At 72.2% G+C, this 18522-nt stretch carries 10 protein-coding genes; 8 read left to right on the top strand and 2 right to left on the bottom strand.

Translation table 11 applies throughout. The features are described from left to right. Nucleotides 1-34 precede the first annotated feature (34 nt). Genes HCN08_RS03750 through HCN08_RS03740 form a run of 3 tightly spaced genes read left to right on the top strand, consistent with a single transcriptional unit; the run spans nucleotide 35 to nucleotide 2502 of the window. Nucleotides 35-850, top strand: coding sequence for a S8 family serine peptidase (locus tag HCN08_RS03750; RefSeq protein ID WP_167981399.1), 816 nt, complete (start codon nucleotides 35-37; stop codon nucleotides 848-850). After that, nucleotides 840-1490, top strand: a complete 651-nt coding sequence (locus tag HCN08_RS03745) for a GAF domain-containing protein (RefSeq protein ID WP_322974204.1) — start codon at nucleotides 840-842, stop codon at nucleotides 1488-1490. Before HCN08_RS03750 ends, HCN08_RS03745 begins: the two co-directional genes overlap by 11 nt. Then, nucleotides 1483-2502, top strand: a complete 1020-nt coding sequence (locus tag HCN08_RS03740; protein WP_167981398.1) for an ATP-grasp domain-containing protein — start codon at nucleotides 1483-1485, stop codon at nucleotides 2500-2502. Before HCN08_RS03745 ends, HCN08_RS03740 begins: the two co-directional genes overlap by 8 nt. A 172-nt stretch (nucleotides 2503-2674) precedes the next feature. Here HCN08_RS03740 and HCN08_RS03735 read toward each other — a convergent pair whose 3' ends face one another. Both HCN08_RS03735 and HCN08_RS34710 read right to left on the bottom strand, forming a co-directional pair. Next, nucleotides 2675-3922 carry a hypothetical protein gene (locus tag HCN08_RS03735; protein ID WP_167981397.1) on the bottom strand — a complete coding sequence of 416 codons (1248 nt, stop codon included), beginning with the start codon at nucleotides 3920-3922 and terminating at the stop codon, nucleotides 2675-2677. Next, the gene (locus HCN08_RS34710; RefSeq protein ID WP_322974203.1) at nucleotides 3919-4461 is read right to left on the bottom strand and encodes an acyl-CoA dehydrogenase family protein; all 543 of its coding nucleotides are present in this window, start codon (nucleotides 4459-4461) and stop codon (nucleotides 3919-3921) included. Before HCN08_RS34710 ends, HCN08_RS03735 begins: the two co-directional genes overlap by 4 nt. A 306-nt stretch (nucleotides 4462-4767) precedes the next feature. Between HCN08_RS34710 and HCN08_RS03725 the strand changes: the two genes are divergently transcribed. The 5 genes from HCN08_RS03725 (at nucleotide 4768) to HCN08_RS03705 (ending at nucleotide 18509) form a co-directional block, all read left to right on the top strand. Next, nucleotides 4768-5745: an aldo/keto reductase gene (locus HCN08_RS03725; RefSeq protein WP_167981396.1), complete on the top strand. Its 978-nt coding sequence runs from the start codon at nucleotides 4768-4770 to the stop codon at nucleotides 5743-5745. Between the two features lie 103 nt (nucleotides 5746-5848). Next, nucleotides 5849-7267 carry an ATP-binding protein gene (locus HCN08_RS03720; RefSeq protein WP_167981395.1) on the top strand — a complete coding sequence of 473 codons (1419 nt, stop codon included), beginning with the start codon at nucleotides 5849-5851 and terminating at the stop codon, nucleotides 7265-7267. A gap of 338 nt (nucleotides 7268-7605) precedes the next feature. Next, entirely contained in the window at nucleotides 7606-11187 is a 3582-nt protein-coding gene (locus tag HCN08_RS03715) for a LamG-like jellyroll fold domain-containing protein (RefSeq protein WP_240969743.1), read from the top strand. A gap of 138 nt (nucleotides 11188-11325) precedes the next feature. Next, complete coding sequence (locus HCN08_RS36405) at nucleotides 11326-17922, top strand: RHS repeat-associated core domain-containing protein (protein WP_167981394.1); 6597 nt, start codon at nucleotides 11326-11328, stop codon at nucleotides 17920-17922. A 5-nt stretch (nucleotides 17923-17927) separates the two neighbouring features. After that, complete coding sequence (locus tag HCN08_RS03705) at nucleotides 17928-18509, top strand: hypothetical protein (protein ID WP_167981393.1); 582 nt, start codon at nucleotides 17928-17930, stop codon at nucleotides 18507-18509. The last annotated feature ends 13 nt before the right edge of the window (nucleotides 18510-18522 follow it).

Genomic DNA, 18522 nt, shown 5'->3' with positions numbered 1-18522 from the left:
GCGCGATCACTTCCCGGGCGTCCCGGCATGGAGCATGCCCGCCTCCGCGATGCCGGAGGAACGGTTCGACGTCAGCCCCCTCGGGACGGTCACCCCCGACTGGGCCTGGGGCGGCGCGAACGGCTCCGGGATCCGGGTGTGCCTGCTCGACAGCGGCGTCGAGGCCGACCATCCCCTGGTCGGCGGCCTGGACGGCGCCGTGGACGTGATCGCCGACGAGGACGGCGGCCTCAAGGTCGTACCGACGGACCCGGTGGACAACGCGGGGCACGGCACAGCCTGCGCGAGCGTGATCCGCTCCGTGGCCCCCGCCGCCCTGCTCACCTCCGTACGCGTGCTGTCCAGCGGCAAGACCGGCAGCGGCGCCGCCCTGCTGACCGGTCTTGGCTGGGCCGTCGAGCAGGGCTTCGACGTCATCAACATGAGCCTGTCGACCACCCGGACCGACTTCCGCGCCGCCCTGCGCGACCTCGCGGACTCCGCCTACTTCCGGCGCTGTGTGATCGTCGCCTCCGCCCACAACATGCCCGTGCACAGCTACCCGTGGCGCTTCCCCTCGGTCATCTCCGTCGCCAGCCACGACAACCCCGACCCGATGACGTACTACTACAACCCCGCGCCACCGGTCGAGTTCTACGCCCGCGGTGTCCGGGTGCCGGTCGCCGGACTCGGTGGCCGGCGGATCCTCACCACAGGGAACAGCTTCGCGACCCCGCACATCGCCGGCATCTGCGCGCTGATCCTCAGCAAACACCGCTGGCTCACCCCGTTCCAGCTGAAGTCCGTCCTCTACCTGGCCGCCGAGAACGTAGCCGTACCCGATGGAGATGGAGGCGCGCGTGTCGACTGATGTGCTGGAAAGCGCGGGTATCCCGCAGCGCAGACTGCTGCAGTCCATCGTGGAAGTCGCCCGCAGCGTCTTCGGCGCGGCGGCCACCTCCGTGATGCTGGTGGACCCGGCCAGCGGGGACCTGGTCTTCGAGGCTGTGGCGGGCGAGGGCGAGCGCCACCTGCTGGGCTCACGTTTCCCCGGTGGTACCGGGATCGCCGGGTGGGTGATGGTGTCCGGGCAGCCGCTGGTGGTGGACGACGTCACGGACAACCCCCAGTTCGCCCGTGACGCAGCGGAATCCACCGGCTATGTGCCGCGCAGCATCATGGCCGCGCCGCTGATCTGCGACGGCGACTGCATCGGAGTGCTGGAGATACTGGACCGGGACAGCCGCCCGCGCTCCGACCTCGGGGACATGGCCTCCCTCGGCCTGCTTGCGATCGAGATGGCCACCGTACTGGAGGTGATCGTCCAGCTCCGCAGGAGCGAGGCGGAGCGAGCCGCCGCGCCGAGGACCGGGCACGATCTGTCACCCCTGCTGCAACGAGTGGCGGAACGGCTGCCGCGGGCCGACGAGAAGGTGGGCGCGACGGTCACCCGGTTGCTGATGATGGCCGACGACCTGCTCGCCGACACGCTCGCCGACGGCGATGGCTGACGGCCCCCCGGACTTCCTCTCCCAGCTCACATCCCCCGACCACACCCTTGACGTACGGCCACGGGCCGAGCCCGCCGTCGTCCTGCTCAGCCGGGCCTGCGATGCGGACCTCGACGCGGTGGAGAGCCTGCTCGCCGGCGTGGGGATCCGGACGGCGCGGCTGAACGCCGACGAACTCGCGGACAGCGGCCTCACGGTGGATCCGCAGCAGCGTGCGGCCCGTCTGCACGGGCGCCGGCTGACGCCGACCGTGACCTGGATCAGGCACTTCGCCCCCACCGCGATCGAGGGCACGGGGGACCCCGCGCAGATTGCCTTCCAACGGGAGTCCTGGCAGGCGGCAGCGGTCTCGCTGGCCGGCATCTCAGGGACGAGCCTGCTTGCTTCCGCACCGGCGCCGCTGGCTCAGCTGGAGTTCGCCCGGCGCCACGGGGTGGCGGTGCCACGCACATTGGTGACCACCGACCCGTACCGCGCCTTCGCGGAATTCGGCTGCCGGCGGCTGGTGGTCAAGGCCGCGCACAGGCACTTCGTCGAGTCGGAACCCGGGCGACTGCGCGGGGTGTTCCCCGTCGTCGTCGAACAGCACACGCCGTCCACCGGCCTGGGGCCACCGGTCATCGTGCAGGAGTACGTGGAACACGAGGCGGAGCTGAGGGTCTATTACGTCGCCGGGCAGCTCCACGCGTTCCGCATCGACAAGGGCTCGGCCGCCGCACTCTGGCTGGCGCCCGACACCGTGGACGTCAGCCCCGTGCTCCCGCCCCCGTCGGTGGCCGAGGCCACCACCCGCCTAGCCACGGCGATGTCGCTCCACTACGGCGCCTTCGACTTCCTGCTCCGCGCAGGAACCCCGGTTTTCCTGGAGGTCAACCCGGACGGCGACTGGCGCTGGGCGGAACGCAAGTCCCACACCACCCCGGTCACCGCGGCAGTGTCCGCCATGCTCGCGACACTGCACCGCGCCGCACCGGCCCACCAGAACTGTCCGGCAGACGCCTCCGGCCCCTAAGCCCCCACGCCGTGGCGGAGGCGAACGCGCCGTGGCGTTGTGCGTCAACGTGCGGCGGATGCGCTGGACGGCGGGGCTCGGCTCGGGTTCGGTCTGCTGGTCGGTGAGGGCGCAGTCGTAGCGGCAAGGGCGTGTCGGCGCTGGCGGCTGTAGTCGGTCAGCGGGTTTAGTTTCACGCCTGCCTCCCGCCCGGCGGGACCGCCGTGTCGCCGAGGCCGAGCGAGGCCAGGTAGCCCAAGAGGAACGCACTGCGCTCGGCGATCTCCCCGTCCGTCATCACCGCGCCCGACCGGCGGTCGAGCCGGACCGCCCGCAGGCCGCGCAGCGGGGGCAGCCCCGCGCCGCCGACGTCCCCGAGCAGCCTGGGCTGCAGGGTCAGGAGCACCGGCGCGTCCTCCGGGCCGGGGGCCTGCGACATCCCCACCGAGTAGTCCAGGCCCGCCAGCGTCACGCTGCGCACCGCGCGGCGCGGGTCCTCCCGGGCCGCCTCGATCTCCCCGGGCCCGAGATCGCGCAGGGCGTTGCGCAGCGTGAGCAGGTCCGCCGCGGTGTCCGGGCCCAGCCAGCCGATCGCCGCGAGCCGCCTGCGGACCTCCGCCTCCGGCAGCAGCGCCGGCCGCTGCCACACCCCCGACGGCTCCGCCGAGCCGACGAAGGCCGCGCGCACCTCCGCGTACGCCTGCTCGGCGCCGCGGTGCAGCGTCCGCAGCACCCCCGCCGCGACGGGCCCGGCCAGCGCGTCCCAGCCGGCCAGCCGTACGGCCAGGCCGACCGGCGCCCCGGGGACGCGGTCCGGTTCGACCTCCGTCGGCTGCCCCTCGACGGTGGGGCCGGTCAGATCGCGCAGCACCCGGGCGCCGAGGTACGCCAGCGGGTCGATCAGCCGCCGCCGCATGACCGGGTCGGCGATCGAGCCGTAGGGCTGGGCCGACAGGCCTTCCAGATCCCGCTCGGGCCAGCAGTTCATGTGCAGGTGGAACCGCTTGTCGTAGAACATCGCGTTGTCGCGGTCCACCGTGTCGCGGTCGTAGTTGAAGCACAGGTGCACGGCCGCGTCGCCGAGCGCGTACCGCGCGGCGGTCGCGGGCGAGCGGACGTAGCGGACGAAATCCCTCCCCAGCGACAGGACGCGCTCCAGGCCGGCGCGCGCCATGTCCGTCGTCGCGGTGCGCGGCTCGTCGTCGGCGGCCAGCCACATCGCGTCGAAGCGGGCGTGCGGGAAGAGCTTGTCGACCAGCGCGATCCGGTCGGGGGTGCCGGGCACCCGGAAGGCCGCGAGGAGCCGCTCGGCGTAGAAGGCGTCCACCCCCGTGTCGTTGCGGCGCTCGGCGGCGGCCGGGAAGCGCGGCACCGCGAGGGAGGCGGCCACCGGCAGGTCGGCCGCCCCTGCGGGATAGAGGTCGGTGAAGCGGTCCTTCACGGCAGTTCGCTCCGATCGTCGTCGAGTGGTTGCGGGAGATCGCCGGGGGCGGGACGGGCGCCGGCGAGCCAGGCACGGACCCCCGCGGCGGGGAAGGCGAGCAGGTCGGGGAAGCGCAGCGCGCGCCACTCGGCCTCGTCCGGCGCACGCCCCGCGAGCCGGGCCCGCCACAGGGTGATCACCAGGCCGTGCGTGACGACGACGGCCTCGTCGCTCCCCGCCGCACGGCGCACGGCCTCGCGCGCCCCGCAGGCGCCGGCCGCCATGCCCTGGGCGGCGGTCCAGACCGAGAACCGCAGGACCGTCAGCCGCGAGGAGAGTTCCGCCAAGCGCAGCCTGAGCGCCTGGTGCTCCATCAGGGGCCGCCCGAACTGCCGCCGTGTGCGGAGGTGCTCGGCGGCCGACGCGACAGCCCGTGACGTGCTGCCCACGACCTGGGCCGCCACCGACAGCCGCTCGTGCGTCAGCCCCCATACCGCGGCGGCAAGCCCGCCGGCCTGCCCGAAGGCGGTGGCAGGTCTGATCGAGGCCCAGGTCACGGTGCCGGTGCTCCCTTCGCGGTGGACGGGCGGGGACGTCGTCCGCCGCCCGAACGTCATCGAAGCAGAGGCGCGGAAGGGGGCAAAGGCGCAATGGCCCGGCGAAAGTTTCGCCCCACCGCGGGCGCGCCTGCGCAGGCGGCGGCTGTGGCGCTCGGGCCGATGGAGGTTGCCGGTGCGCCGGGTATCGGTCCCGTGCCGGGCGGGGACCGGACGATCCCGGCCTGCTTGCGGCCGGTGGCAGCCCCATGGCCAGGGGTCCGTTTCGACGTGGAGGTGCGGGGGCGGGCGCGATAGCGTCCGGGGATGGATTACGCACCTCTCGGAAGCAGCGGTCTCGTCGTCTCGGGGCTCGGCATCGGATGCAACGCCTTCGGGCGCCGTATCGACCAGGAGCAGACCGCGGCTGTGGTCGGGGCCGCTCTCGACAACGGCGTGAACTTCTTCGACACCGCCGACAGCTACGCGCAAGGCGCCTCCGAGACGATGCTGGGGAAAGCGCTCGGCAGCCGCCGTGACGAGGCCGTCATCGCCACGAAGTTCGGCATGGACATGGGCGACACCTACCCGGGCGCCCTGGCGAACCGGGCGAGCCGCGGCTATGTCGCGCGCGCGGTGGAGGGGTCCCTCGCGCGCCTCGGCACCGACCACATCGACCTCTACCAGTTGCACACGCCCGACCGCATCACGCCGATCGAGGAGACCCTGGAGGCGCTCAGCGATCTCGTACGGGCGGGGAAGGTGCGCTACATCGGCTGCTCGAACCTCGCGTCGTGGGAGGTCGCCGACGCGGCGCTCGTGGCCGACGCCCTCGGGTCCGAGCACTTCATCACGGCACAGAACGAGTACTCGCTCTACAACCGCAGCGCCGAGGCCGAGCTCGTACCGGCGGTCGAGCACTACGGCATGAGCCTGCTGCCGTACTTCCCGCTCGCCTACGGTCTGCTGACGGGCAAGTACGCGAAGGCCGACAGGGCACCCGAGGGCACCCGCCTCGCGACCGAGACGGCACGTTTCGACGGTGCGGACTGGGGCGTCGTCGAGGGCTTCCGCGCCTTCGCCGAGGACCGCGGCATCACGATGCTCGACGTCGCCCTCGGCGGGCTGCGGGCCCAGCCCGCGGTCGACACGATCATCGCCGGCGTGACGCGCCCGGAGCAGGTCGCTGCGAACGCGGCGGCCGTGCAGTGGAAGCCGACCGGGGAGGACCTCGACGCGATCGACGCGATCGTCCCCCCGGGGTCCGGCACGGGCTACGTGACGTTCGCCCCGCGCCGGCACTGAGCAACGCGCCCGGCCCGTACCGCCGGGCCCCGGCTGGCGAGTGCATCTACTAACGTCTATGTTACTAACATTGTTGTTAGTACTGTGGACGGGAGTCAGGTGGATGGTGGACTTCGTGGGGCGTCGGCAGGAGCTGGCGACGTTGGAGCGGGAGCTGGGGAAGGTGGCGGCGGGGGTCGGGGGGGAGCGGCCCGGGCGGTGTGTGATGTTGCGGGGGCGGCGGCGGGTGGGGAAGTCGCGGCTGGTCGAGCGGTTTGCGGAGGGGTCCGGGGCGCCGTTTTTGTTCTACGCGGCCACCGGGGCATCGCCTCGGGACGATCTGGCGCGGCTGGCCCGGGACGCCCAGGCGTCGACGTTGCCGATGGCGGGGCTCGTGGCCGCCGCGCGGCCGGAGAGCTGGGACGCCGCGTTCGACGTGCTGGCCGCGGCGCTGCCTGCCGACCGGGTGAGCGTGCTGGTCATCGACGAGGTGCCGTACCTGATGGATGACGCGGGCGCGTTTGAGGGCATGCTCCAGCGGGCCTGGGACCGGGTGCTGGAGACCAGGCCGGTGCTGCTCGTCCTCATCGGCTCCGACCTGTCGATGATGGAGGCGCTGAACGGCTACGGCCGCCCCTTCCACCAGCGGGGCCGGGAGATGGTGCTGGGGCCGCTGAACCCCGCCGAGGTGGGCCGGATGCTCGGGCTGGAACCGGCGCAGGCGTTCGACGCGGCGCTGGTCACCGGTGGGCTGCCGTTGATCTGCGCGGAGTGGCCGCGGGGTGCGGGGCTGTGGGACTTCCTCGGTGAGGCGCTGAGCGATCCGGTGTCGGCCCTGCTGGTGTCGGCCGAGCGCTCGCTGGCCGCCGAGTTCCCGCCGCAGGCCCAGGCGCGTACGGTGCTGGCGGCCATCGGCAGCGGGGAGCGGAGCTTCACCAACATCGCCCGGGCGGCCGGCGATATCGCGGCCACGCCCCTGCACCGGGCGCTGGAGCTGCTGACGGACAAGCGGATCGTCGCCGCGGAGCTGCCGGTGTCGCCGCGTCCGTCGAAGGACCGCCGCTACCGGGTGGCGGATCCCTATCTGCGGTTCTGGCTGCACCTGCTCGGGCCGTCCATGGAGGAGATCGAGCGGGGGCGGGGCGATCTGACCCTGGCGCGGATCCGGGAGAGCTGGACCAGCTGGCGCGGCCGGGCGATCGAGCCGCTCGTCCGCGAGGCGCTCGCCCGGCTCCTGCCGGACGACCGGCTTCCCGCGGCCCCCGCGGTGGGCGGTTACTGGACCCGCACCAATGACGTCGAGATCGACATCGTCGGGGCCGACCGGGCCCCCATCGCCAAGGAACTGCTCTTCGTCGGCTCCATCAAGTGGCTGGAGCAGTCGCCCTTCGACCGGCACGACCTGGCAGCCCTCCACCGCCACCGGGCCGCCCTCACCGACGAGCCCGTTCCCGTCGTGGCGGTCTCCCGCAGCGGAGTCGACTGCCCGGGGCTCGACGCCGGCTACGGGCCCGGTGACCTGCTGGCGGCATGGCCGCTGTGAGCGGCGCGGCCTGGGCGACCGGGCAATTTTTGAGGGGCGAGGGCCGGGTGTCCGGCGTGATCAATGAGTGGTACGAACCTCAAAGTTCGTATTGACGGTCAACTTATTTCGGTGCTTCTCTTTTTCCGTTTGTAATTTTGCCGCACTCGGCAGGGGTGGGAATTGTGAAGCGGAGACGAATAACAGGTGAACGGCGGGGGTCCGGTCGGCGGTTCAGATCCGCGGTCGCGATTGTCGCGGCTGCCGGACTGCTGACCGGGATTTCCGCTGTCGGCGGGGGGACCGCTGTCGCGGAGGGTGCGGGCGCGGGTGGGGGTGGGGGTGGCGGGGAGAGTGCGTTGCAGCGGGCCGCCGCGAGTGGGGAGCGGGTCGAGGTCGCTGCGGAGCGGACCGAGTTCGACACGGTGTACGCCGATCCGGACGGGGTGACGTACACGCGGGAGATGTCCGCCGTGCCGGTGCGGGTGCGCGCGGCGGGCGGGGGGTGGGTCAAGCCCGACGCGACGCTCGTGCGGCGTACCGACGGCACGGTCGGGCCGAAGGCCGCGATGGTGGACCTCGCCTTCTCCGGCGGGGGCAGTGCGCCCATGGTCGCCATCGGCAGCGGCGGCAAGGACATCGCGCTGACGTGGCCGGGTACGTTGCCGGCGCCGCGGCTGGACGGGGACACCGCCACGTACCCGGACGTCCTGCCCGGCGTGGACCTGCGGCTGACCGCGTCCGTCGAGGGCTACCGCGAGCTGCTGGTCGTCAAGTCGCCGCAGGCCGCGGCCGGTCGAGAGCTCAAGGAGCTGCGCTTCGGCGTGAAGAGCGGCGGGCTGCGGGTCGCGCCGCTGGCCGGCGGCGGGCTCACCGGCGTCGACGCCGACGGCAAGCAGGTCTTCACCGCGCCGCCCGCCCAGATGTGGGACTCCCACGGCACCGGCCCCGCCGCCCAGGCGCCGCCCGGGGCCCAGCAGCCGAAGGCCGGCACCGCCCGACCCCGGGCCGGGACCGGCACCGCAACCTCAAGCCCCGTGCCCCCCGCCTCCGCCCTCGACGGCCCCGCTCCCGGCGCCGGCGCCGGCACCCTCCCGGTCACCGTCAGCGGCAGCACCCTCGCCCTCGCGCCCGACCCGAAGCTGCTCGCGCAGACGGACACCGCCGCGTACCCCCTGTACATCGACCCCAACATCGGGCTCGCCAACGGCACCCCCGAGCACACCCTGCTGCGCAGCGACGGCTACAGCGACTACGCCTGGGCCAACGGCGCCAGCGGCGAGGGCGACGGGAAATGCGGCACCTGGGACGGCTATTACTGCGGGCCCGGATACGTCCAGAAGCTCTACTTCCAATTCGCGCCCGGAAATCTCAAGGGCAAGACCGTGCTGTCCGCCACCTTCCGGGTGAACTCGCCCTGGGCGTTCCAGTGCGCGGCCCGGCAGACGGACCTGGTCCGTACGAACAACATCACGTCCGCGACCACCTGGGCCAGCCGGCCCAAGGAGCTGGACTGGATGGTCGACGAGTCCTTCTCGGCCGGCCGCGGCTCGTCCTGCGACCCCGACTCGCCCGCCGCGCCGATCGAGTTCACCGACAACCCCGCCGAGAGCGACGAGAACCTCACGCCCACCGTCCGCGACTTCGCGGCGGGCAAGTTCGCCAAGCTCACCCTCGAACTGCGGGCGCACGACGAGGGCGACACCTCGGCGTGGAAGCGCTTCAAGAACGACGCGACGCTCACCGTCACTTACGTCGGTACGCCCGCCCCGCCCACCTCCGCCGGCATCAAGTCCGGCAGCGGCGTGGCCTGTTCGACGAACGCTGCCGACCCGGACATCGTGGGCGACCCGCACCCCACGCTGACCGCCAAGCCGCAGGTCGCCTCCGGCGGCACCTCCGCCGGCGCCCCGGCCAAGCTGCGGGTCGACTTCCAGGTGCAGCAGCAGTCCTCGTCGGGTACGTGGGCGGTGGTCACCGAGCCCATCAGACCCTCCCCGCCCGACTTCGCCGGCGCCAACTCCACGGTCTCGGCGCCCTCCCCGATCACCCTCACCAACGGCTCCCACTACCGGATGGCCGCCTCGACCTGGTCCTACGAGGACAACCAGTCCACGCACATCAACTCGCACAGCACCGTCACGACCACCGGCTGGTGCTACTTCACCATCGACACCACGGCGCCCAAGGCCCCGACGATCACGTTCGGTTCGCCCTACACGCCGTGCACCGACAACGACTGCCAGGCGGCCGGCGGCCCCGGCACGCCCGGCTCCTTCACCTTCGCCGCGGCCCCCGGCGACACGGTCACCGGCTTCCAGTACAAGCTGGCGAGCGGCGCCTGGTCCGCGGCGATCAACGGCGCGGGCCCCTTCACCGTGAACGTCACCCCGCAGCTCACCGGCACGCAGCAGCTCCAGGTACGGGCCAAGGACGCGGTGGGCGGCGGCCGTTGGGGCGCGACGTCCATCGTCGTGTTCAAGGTCGCGGCGGGCGCGGACGCGGTGGGGCGCTGGCACTTCAGCGACTCGGCCCCGGGCAGCGGTGCTGTGAGTGCCGCCGATTCCGGTACGGCGCCGGGTGCGCGGCACACCGCGACGTTGCGCAACGCCGGTGCGGGGTGGTCGAGTCTGGGCCGGCGCGGCGCGGGCGACAACTCGCTGTGGCTCAACGACACCACCAACAGCACGCAGCAGACCGGCTACGCCGACACCTCGGGGCCGGTGGTCAACACGCAGGACAGCTTCACCGTCTCCGCCTGGGTCAACCCCACCGACACCGACAACTACCACACCCTGCTGTCGCAGACGTCGAGCGACAAGTCCAGCTTCACGCTGCGCTATTCGCCCGGCATCCACCGCTGGGTGTTCCTGTGGACATGGCCGTCCGGCGGCAAGGTGACCTGGCTCGGCGCCAACGGCACCTCGGACGTGGTGCCCAACGTGTGGACGTACGTGGCGGCTTCGTACGACGCGAGCGCCAACGCGATCAGCCTGTACGTCAACGGCGTCCCGCAGGGCGCGCCCGTGCCGCTGCCCGCCGAGGCGAAGTCCGCGGCCAGTGACGGGCCGCTGGAGTTCGGGCGCTACAACGACCCCAACAAGGCCGCCTGGACCGAGTATTGGAAGGGCCGGATCGACGAGGTCCAGGTCTGGCAGCGGGCGCTGACGCCCGACGAGATCGCGCTGGACGCCCAGTTGCTCGACGACAACGGCAAGCCCGCGGTGGAGAACGTCGCTTCGTGGGCGCCCGACCCTGCGGCCACCGGCAGCGCCCCGCTGGACGACGCCGGCAGCGGCTACACGCATCCGCTGACCTTCTCCAACGGCGCCTCCGTCGCCGACGGCGCGATCGTGCTCGACGGTGTCAACGACGCCGGCGCCACACCCGGCCCGCTGGTCGACGAGACGGGCTCCTTCACCGTCACCACCAGCGTGCAGATCGACCAGGACGCCATGCTCGGCAAGCCGGACGGCTACACCGGCCAGGTGGCCGGCCAGCGGTCGGCCGACGGCTCGGCGTGGGGCCTGTGGTACCAGCTCACCGGCCGTACGACCACCCTCGACGACAACCAGAACGTCATCACCGTGCCCACCAGCCGCTTCCTGTTCGGGCGGCTCAACGCGGACGGCACCTTCAGCGGCGCCGCCTCCGAGGTGATGACCGGCGGCGACACCGGTGACGGCTCCAACGGCGAGGGCGCGGTCCGGGTCACCGGGATCTTCGACGCCCAGCACGGCACCGCCACGCTCTACCTCGGCGACGCGCCCGAGGACACCCAGCCCTACTCCGTCGTGGTCGGCGCCGACCGCTTCTCCGTGGGCGACGCCTTCGTGGCGGGCGCCTGGAGCCACTACCTGCCCGCGCGGGTCGAGGAGATCCGGGTCTGGGCGGGCGCCATGAGCGACCCCGACCAGGTCGGCTCGGTCATCGGCGACTGAACCGGCCCACCCGCACCACCGGTTGGACCAGCTCCAGCAGTTCCACGCACCACCATTCCCGCGGCCGGTGCCACTCCCGTGGTGCCGGCCGCCGCCGGGTCCGCGTGCCCTTCACGCGGAAAACCAGGGAGGGGAACCGTGAGATCACCGACAGGGCTGCCCGCCGCGCGCCGCAGGGCGTGGTGGCGGGGCAGCACGATATGCGCGGCGCTGGCGACCGCCGTCCTCGTACCGATGCTGGGCTTCTACCCCGGCACGGCGACGGCGACGGCGGCCCCGGCGGCCAAGCCGCTCGGCAGGACCGGCGTGCCCGAGCCGCGCAGCACCACGACGCACCACGTGGCCCTGGGCGCCGCCGAGCAGCGGGACGCCTTCGCCCGGCAGAAGACCGCCGACGACCGCCAGGCCGCGCAGGCGCTGAGCCAGCAGCACGCGACCTGGCCCAAGGGCGGCACGGGTACGGTCCCGGTACGGCAGCGCACGCCGGCGGGCAGCGCGCACGACTCGGCCGAGGCGCAGCCCGCCACGACCGGCGCCGCGACCGGCGGCCTCCCCGTCACCCTCACCGCCGCCGGCACCCCCGCCGGCACCGGCAGCCCCGCGGCCACCGCCGCCGCGAGCCCGGCCACGAGCCCCACCGCCGAGGTCACCGTCGCCGACCGGGCGACGACCGACGCGGCCGGCATCCGCGGCGTCCTGCTGTCCGTCACCCCGCAAAGCACCGGCCTGAGCACCGGCCGAAACAGCGCCCAGAGTACCGCCCAAAGCCCAACCCAAAGCCCAAGCCCAACCCCAAGCACCCCCCAGCCCACCGACATCAGCATCGGCTACGCCGCCTTCGGCTCCGCCTACGGCGGCAACTGGTCCGGCCGCCTACGCCTGTTCACCCTCCCCCCGTGCGCCCTGACCACCCCCGCCGAGCCCGCGTGCCGCACCGAGACCCCGCTGCCCGGCAGCAGCAACGACATCGCCGACCAGACCGTCACCGCCCGGCTCCCCCAGACGGCCGCCACCGCCCAACCGCTGGTCCTGGCACTGGACTCCACCACCGGCGGCGAAGCCACCGACGGCGCCGGCGACTACACCGCCACCGCCCTGTCGCCCTCGGCGACCTGGCAGGCCGGCGACTCCTCCGGCTCCTTCACCTGGTCCTACGACATGGACGTGCCGTCGGCCCCGGCCGGCCCCGCGCCCACCGTCTCCCTCGCCTACGACTCCGGCAGCACCGACGGCGAGGTCGCGACCAGCAACAACCAGGGCACCCAGGTCGGTGAGGGCTTCTCCGACACCGCCGAGTCCTACATCGGCCGCAGCTACGGCAGTTGCGACGACGACGGCCAGGCCAAGGTCTACGACCTGTGCTGGAAGTACGACAACGCCTCGCTCGTCCTCAACGGCAAGACCACCGAACTCGTCAAGGACGACACGACCGGCAGGTGGCGGCTGGCCGACGACGACGCCTCGACCGTCACCCACTCCACCGGCGCCGACAACGGCGACCAGGGCGACAGCGTGGACGGCGCCGGCGAATACTGGACGGTCATCACCGGAGACGGCACGAAATACGTCTTCGGCCTCAACAAGCTCCCGGGCGCCGGCACCCAGCGCACCAACTCCGTATGGACGGTGCCGGTGTTCGGCGACGACGCCGGCGAACCCGGCTACGGCAAGGGCAGCACCTTCGCCGACCGCTGGTACAACCAGGCCTGGCGCTGGAATCTGGACTACGTCGTCGACACCCACGGCAACGCCGAGACCTTCTGGTACACCCCGGAGACCAACTCCTACAAGAAGGACAAGGCCACCACCGCCAACGCCACCTACACCCGCGGCGGTTACCTCGACCACGTGCTGTACGGGCAGCGCTCCGACACCCTCTTCAGTGCCACCGCCCCCTACCAGGTGCACTTCGGCTACGCCGAGCGCTGCACGGCCGCGGACTGCTCCAGCCTCACCAAGACCACCGCGCCCAACTGGCCGGACGTGCCCTTCGACCAGATCTGCGCCGCGGGCGCGTCCGACACCGCCTGCAAGGCGCAGGCGCCGTCCTTCTTCACCCGCAAGCGCCTCACCCAGGTGCAGACGTCCGTGTGGTCCGGCACCGGCACCACCTACACCCCGGTCGACACCTGGGCGCTCACGCAGAAGTACCTGGACCCGGCGGACATCGGCAACAGCACCGACCAGTCGCTGGTGCTCGACTCCATCACCCGCACCGGCAACAGCGCCGGCGACGTGGCGCTCAAGCCGGTGTCGTTCACCTACCAGCAGCTGCCCAACCGGGTGGACGCCACCGACAACATCCTGCCGCTGAGCCGGCCCCGCATCGAGGGCATCACCTCGGAGACCGGCGCGATCACCACCGTCACGATGTCCACGGCCGACGACTGCGTCCGCGGCGCGAAGATGCCCGCGGCCGAGGACAACGACACGATGGCCTGCTACCCGGTGTACTGGCACATCAACGGCGCCACCGACCCCGGGCTCGACTGGTTCCACAAATACCGCGTCCTGTCGGTCAGTACGGCCGACCCGACCGGCAACAACGAGCCGGAGGAGCACAGTTACGACTACGCCGGCCCGGCCTGGCACTACGACGACAGCCCGCTGACCCCGGAGAAGGAGCGCACCTGGTCCATCTGGCGCGGCTACGGCACCGTCACCGAATACACCGGCACCGGCACCGGCCGCGAGAAGACCGTCACCACCTACATGCAGGGCATGGACGGCGACCGGCAGAAGTCCGGCACCCCGCGCTCGGTGAAGGTCGACGCGCAGCCGGTCAGCGGCCTGAGCGTCCCCGCGATCACCGACTCCGACCAATACGCCGGCTTCACCCGCGAGAGCGTCACCTACAACGGTGCCACCGCGATCTCCGCGACGGTCGACGACCCCTGGTCGGCGCGGACCGCCACGCAGCACAAGTCGTACGCCGACACCGAGTCCTACTACGTCCGCACCGGCAAGGCGTACGCCTACACGTACCTGACCGCGCAGGGCACATGGCGCGCCACCTCGACGGCCACCAGCTACGACTCCTACGGCATGGCGACCGCCGAGGACGACGCGGGCGACACCGCGAAGTCCGGCGACGAGACCTGCACCCGCACCTGGTACGCCCGCAACGACGCGGCCGGCATCAACTCCCTCGTCTCCAGGACCCGTACGGTCGGCCGGCCCTGCTCGGTGAACGACGCCTCGCTGTCGCTGCCCGCCGACAGCAGCACACCCGGCGACGTGCTGTCCGACACCGGCACCGTCTACGACAACCCCTCGGCCACGACGTGGACTTCGGCGCAGACCCCGACCAAGGGCGACGGCTACTGGACCGGCCGCGCCTCGGCCTACCCGGCGACCGCGGACGCCAACGGCGACCGCAAGCCCGCGAGTTGGCAGACGACCACTACGCAGACCTTCGACGCCCTGGGCCGCTCGGTGTCCTCCACCGACGCGAGCGGCGCGACCGACACCACCGACTACACCCCGGCCGGCGCCGGCCCGGTCACCAAGACCGTCGAGACCGACGCGGCCGGGCTGAAGACCACCACCGTCTTCGAGCGGCTGCGCGGCCTGCAGACCCAGCTCTACGACGCCAACAACAAGCTCACCGAGCTCACCTACGACGGCCTCGGCCGGCTCACCGGCGTATGGCTGCCCAACCGCAGCAAGGGCGGCGGGGAGAGCGCCAACACCACCTTCACCTACCACGTCGACAACGCCACCGCCTCGTACATCAAGACATCCACGCTCGGCGTCAACAATGCCCGCAACGACAGCTACCAGATCTACGACGCCCTGCTGCGCCCGGTCCAGCAGCAGGACCCCACCCCCATCGGCGGCCGGCTGCTCACCGACACCCGCTACGACTCCCGCGGCCTGGTCACCGCCACCTACGCCGACACCTACGACAGCACCAAGGCGCCTGGCGGCACCTACGACCGCGGCGAGTACGGCGGCACGCCCACCCAGCACCAGTTCACCTTCGACGCCGCCGGCCGCACCACCGCCGACCAACTCCTGGTCTACGGCGTGCCGAAGTGGACCACCACCACCAGCTACACCGGTGACTCCACCGCCACCAGCGCCCCGCAGGGCGGCTCGGCCGTCCGCACGGTGACCGACGCGCTGGGCCGTACGACCGAGACCCGGCAGTACGCCGGCCCGTCGTACAACGACACCGACTTCGGGGGCAGTTCGCCGGCCCCGTCGTACACCAGGACCGCCCGCACCTACACCCGCGACGGCAAGCAGCTCACCACCACCGGCCCGGACAACGCCAAGTGGACTTACGGCTATGACCTGTTCGGCCGGCAGACCAGCACCACCGACCCGGACGCCGGCACCACGACGACCGCGTACAACCCGACCGACACCGTCGCGGCCAACACCGACGCCGAAGGCCGCGTCCAGCTGTTCGGCTACGACAAGCTCGGCCGCAGGACCGGCCTTTGGCAGACGGCGAAGACCGACGCGAACCGGCTGGCGAGCTGGTCCTACGACACCGTCACCGGCGGCAAGGGGCAGTTGGCGTCCTCGACCCGCTACGCCGACGGTCGGCAGTACACCGACACGGTGACCGCGTACGACAACCTCTACGACGTCACCGCCCACACCCTGCACCTCGACCCGGCCGACCCGCTGGTCATCTCCAAGGCGGCGCAGCCCAGTTACGACTTCACCGCGAAGTACAACACCGACGGATCGCTCGGCTACAGCGGCGACCCGGCGGCCGGCGGGCTGCCCGCGGAGAACGTCAGCTACACCTACACGCCCACCGGCCAGACCGACACCGTCACCGGCACCTCCGACTACGTGCTCAACACGGCCTACTCGCAGACCGCCCAGCCCGAGCAACTCACCCTCGGCGTCTCGCCGTCCACCCAGGTCAAGCACGCCTACCTCGACAACCAGTACGAGGAGGGCACCGGCCGGCTGCTGCGCAGCTTCGTCACCGACGACACCCACGCCTGGATGCCGCAGGACCTCACCTACTCCTACGACGACGCCGGCAACGTCACGAAGATCAGCGACCCGGTCACGCTCGGCGGCACCACCACCGCCGACACGCAGTGCTTCGGCTACGACGGCTACCAGCGCCTGACCGGCGCCTGGACCCCGGCGAGCGGCGACTGCACGACCGGTACGGCGGCCACCGCCGCGCTCGGCGGCCCGGCCCCGTACAGCAGCGGCTACACCTACACCGCCGGCGGCCTGCGCACCTCCGACACCGAGCGCACCGCGGCCGGCGGCAGCAGCACGACGACGTACTGCTATGCCGAGCCCGGCCAGCCGCACACCCTCACCGCCACCACCACCAGCGGCAGTTGCACCGGGGTGGCCGACACGTACACCTACGACAAGACCGGCAACACCACCACCCGCCCGGCCGCCGGGACGTCGGGCCCGGCGCAGACGCTGACCTGGAACACCGAGGGCAGCCTCGCCACCACCAGCGAGGGCGGCGACGCGGCCGGCTACCTCTACGACGCCGACGACGACCCGCTCATCCGCTACGCCACCGCCGGCGACGGCGAGAACGTGCTCTACCTCGGCGACACCGAGCTGCACAGCCGCAAGAACGCCGACGGCACCCTCACCACCTGGGGCGTACGGCAGTACAGCGAGGGCGCGGACGGGCCCGTCGTCGCGACCCGCACCACGCAGCCGGGGGTGTCGCCGCTCAGCTGGATCGCCGCCGACGACCACGGCACCGCCGGCATCACCATCGACGGCGCCACCCAGGACATCACCCGCCGCTACACCACCCCGTTCGGCACCGCGCGCGGCAGCAGCCCCACCGACTGGCCGGACGACAAGGGCTTCCTGGGCGCCCCGGCCGACCCCGACAGCGGCCTGACACAGGTCGGCGACCGGCAGTACGACCCCGTCACCGGCCGCTTCCTGAGCGTCGACCCGAAGCTGGAGACGGACAAGCCGCAGACCCTCAACGGCTACGCCTACGGCGCCGACAACCCGGTCACCTACTCCGACCCCACCGGCGACGGCCTGGCCTGCGACTTCGGCGACAACCCGGCCTGCCCCCACTCCCCGAGCAAGGGCAAGGGCGACGGCGGCGACCACCGCACCGAGAAGGAGAAGAAGGACGACGCGAGGAAGCAGCGCAAGAACCAGAACCCCTCGCACAGCAACAGCGGTGGCAAGTCCATCGACCACAAGACGCAGACCTGGCTGCGCAAGAACCTCGGCTACAAGGGCGGGGCGACCCTGGACGACAAGACGTTCCGGGCCTGGATGGACGGCGCCGCCAAGTACACACCGCAGATCCAGCAGTTCGACAAGTGCCTGCAGAGTGGTAGTTCGGCCGCGCAGTGCAAGGACGCCATCGACATGCCCAAGAAGGAGGACAAGGTCTCCAAGGCGATCGACGACGCCAGCAACTACGTCATCGCCGGCGCCGGTGTCGCCGCGGCGGGCTGCGGGATCGCGGGCGCCATCGCCGGTGAAGCGGTGTGCGCCGTCGGCTTCGTGGCCACGATGGCGGGCCTGAACGCGGCGGGCAACGCATGGCAGATGTACGAGAACTGCCGGGGCGGCTTCAGCTCCGGATGCGTCAAGTCGGCCGCGAACACCGTTGCGCAGGCCGCCACCATGGGCGCACTGTCCTGGGTGTCGAGATCGGGTGCCCCGGTGGTGAAGGCGGCCGTCAGGAACTCGAAGGTCGGCAAGGCGGCGGGCTGGGTGGGCAGCCAGGCCAAACGTCTGAAGTTCTGGTGAGGGGGATGGAGACCATGACACCCGGGGAGCGACCGCCGGAGAGCCGTCTCGTGCCGATGATCGCCCGCTGGCGCTGCCAGCTGGCGGCCGTCGTCGCCGGGTGCGTGGTGGCGCTCGCGATCACGCTGCCGACGACGGACCGCACGCGCTGGTCCGGCAGTGCCGGCGTCCAGGCCGCCGTCGCGGTCGGGATCGCGGTGCTGTTCGCGCTGTATATGCGGCGGCCCAGCGTGCGGGCCCGGCTCGCGGTGCGCTTCGGCGCGGCGGTGCCGGTCGCCGATCCCACCGCGCTGTGGCGGGACCGGGAGGGCCGGCGTTCCCGGCTGGTCACCGACGCGGTGTTCCTCGGGGCCGGCGTGCTGGTGGTGGGGCTGCTGTGCGGCTACCTCTGGCACCTGCCGGTGGTGGTGGCGGCGCTGCCGCTGGCGCTGCTGCCGGCCGAACTGGGCTGGGCCCGGCAGGCCGCGCGCTGGCAGCGCGAGCACCATGTGGTGCTGTGGCAGCCGCCGCTGGGCGCGGCCCGGCCCGGCGTGCCCCTGAACGCGCTCTTCACCACTCCCGAGGGGGTGCCGCCCGCGGCGCACTGAGCCGGTCGGAGCA

This window comes from Actinacidiphila epipremni (assembly GCF_012034175.1).
GTDB lineage: Bacteria > Actinomycetota > Actinomycetes > Streptomycetales > Streptomycetaceae > Actinacidiphila > Actinacidiphila epipremni.
The sequence above is the reverse complement of the archived record's forward strand: the minus strand, read 5'-3'. Positions and strand labels throughout refer to the sequence as shown.

What these genes read in the sequence shown, in the direction of transcription:
- HCN08_RS03740 (WP_167981398.1), top strand. Translation starts at nt 1,483, where the DNA reads ATGGCTGACGGCCCCCCGGACTTCCTCTCCCAGCTCACATCCCCCGAC.
- HCN08_RS03720 (WP_167981395.1), top strand. Translation starts at nt 5,849, where the DNA reads ATGGTGGACTTCGTGGGGCGTCGGCAGGAGCTGGCGACGTTGGAGCGG.
- HCN08_RS03750 (WP_167981399.1), top strand. Translation starts at nt 35, where the DNA reads ATGCCCGCCTCCGCGATGCCGGAGGAACGGTTCGACGTCAGCCCCCTC.
- HCN08_RS03725 (WP_167981396.1), top strand. Translation starts at nt 4,768, where the DNA reads ATGGATTACGCACCTCTCGGAAGCAGCGGTCTCGTCGTCTCGGGGCTC.
- HCN08_RS03705 (WP_167981393.1), top strand. Translation starts at nt 17,928, where the DNA reads ATGGAGACCATGACACCCGGGGAGCGACCGCCGGAGAGCCGTCTCGTG.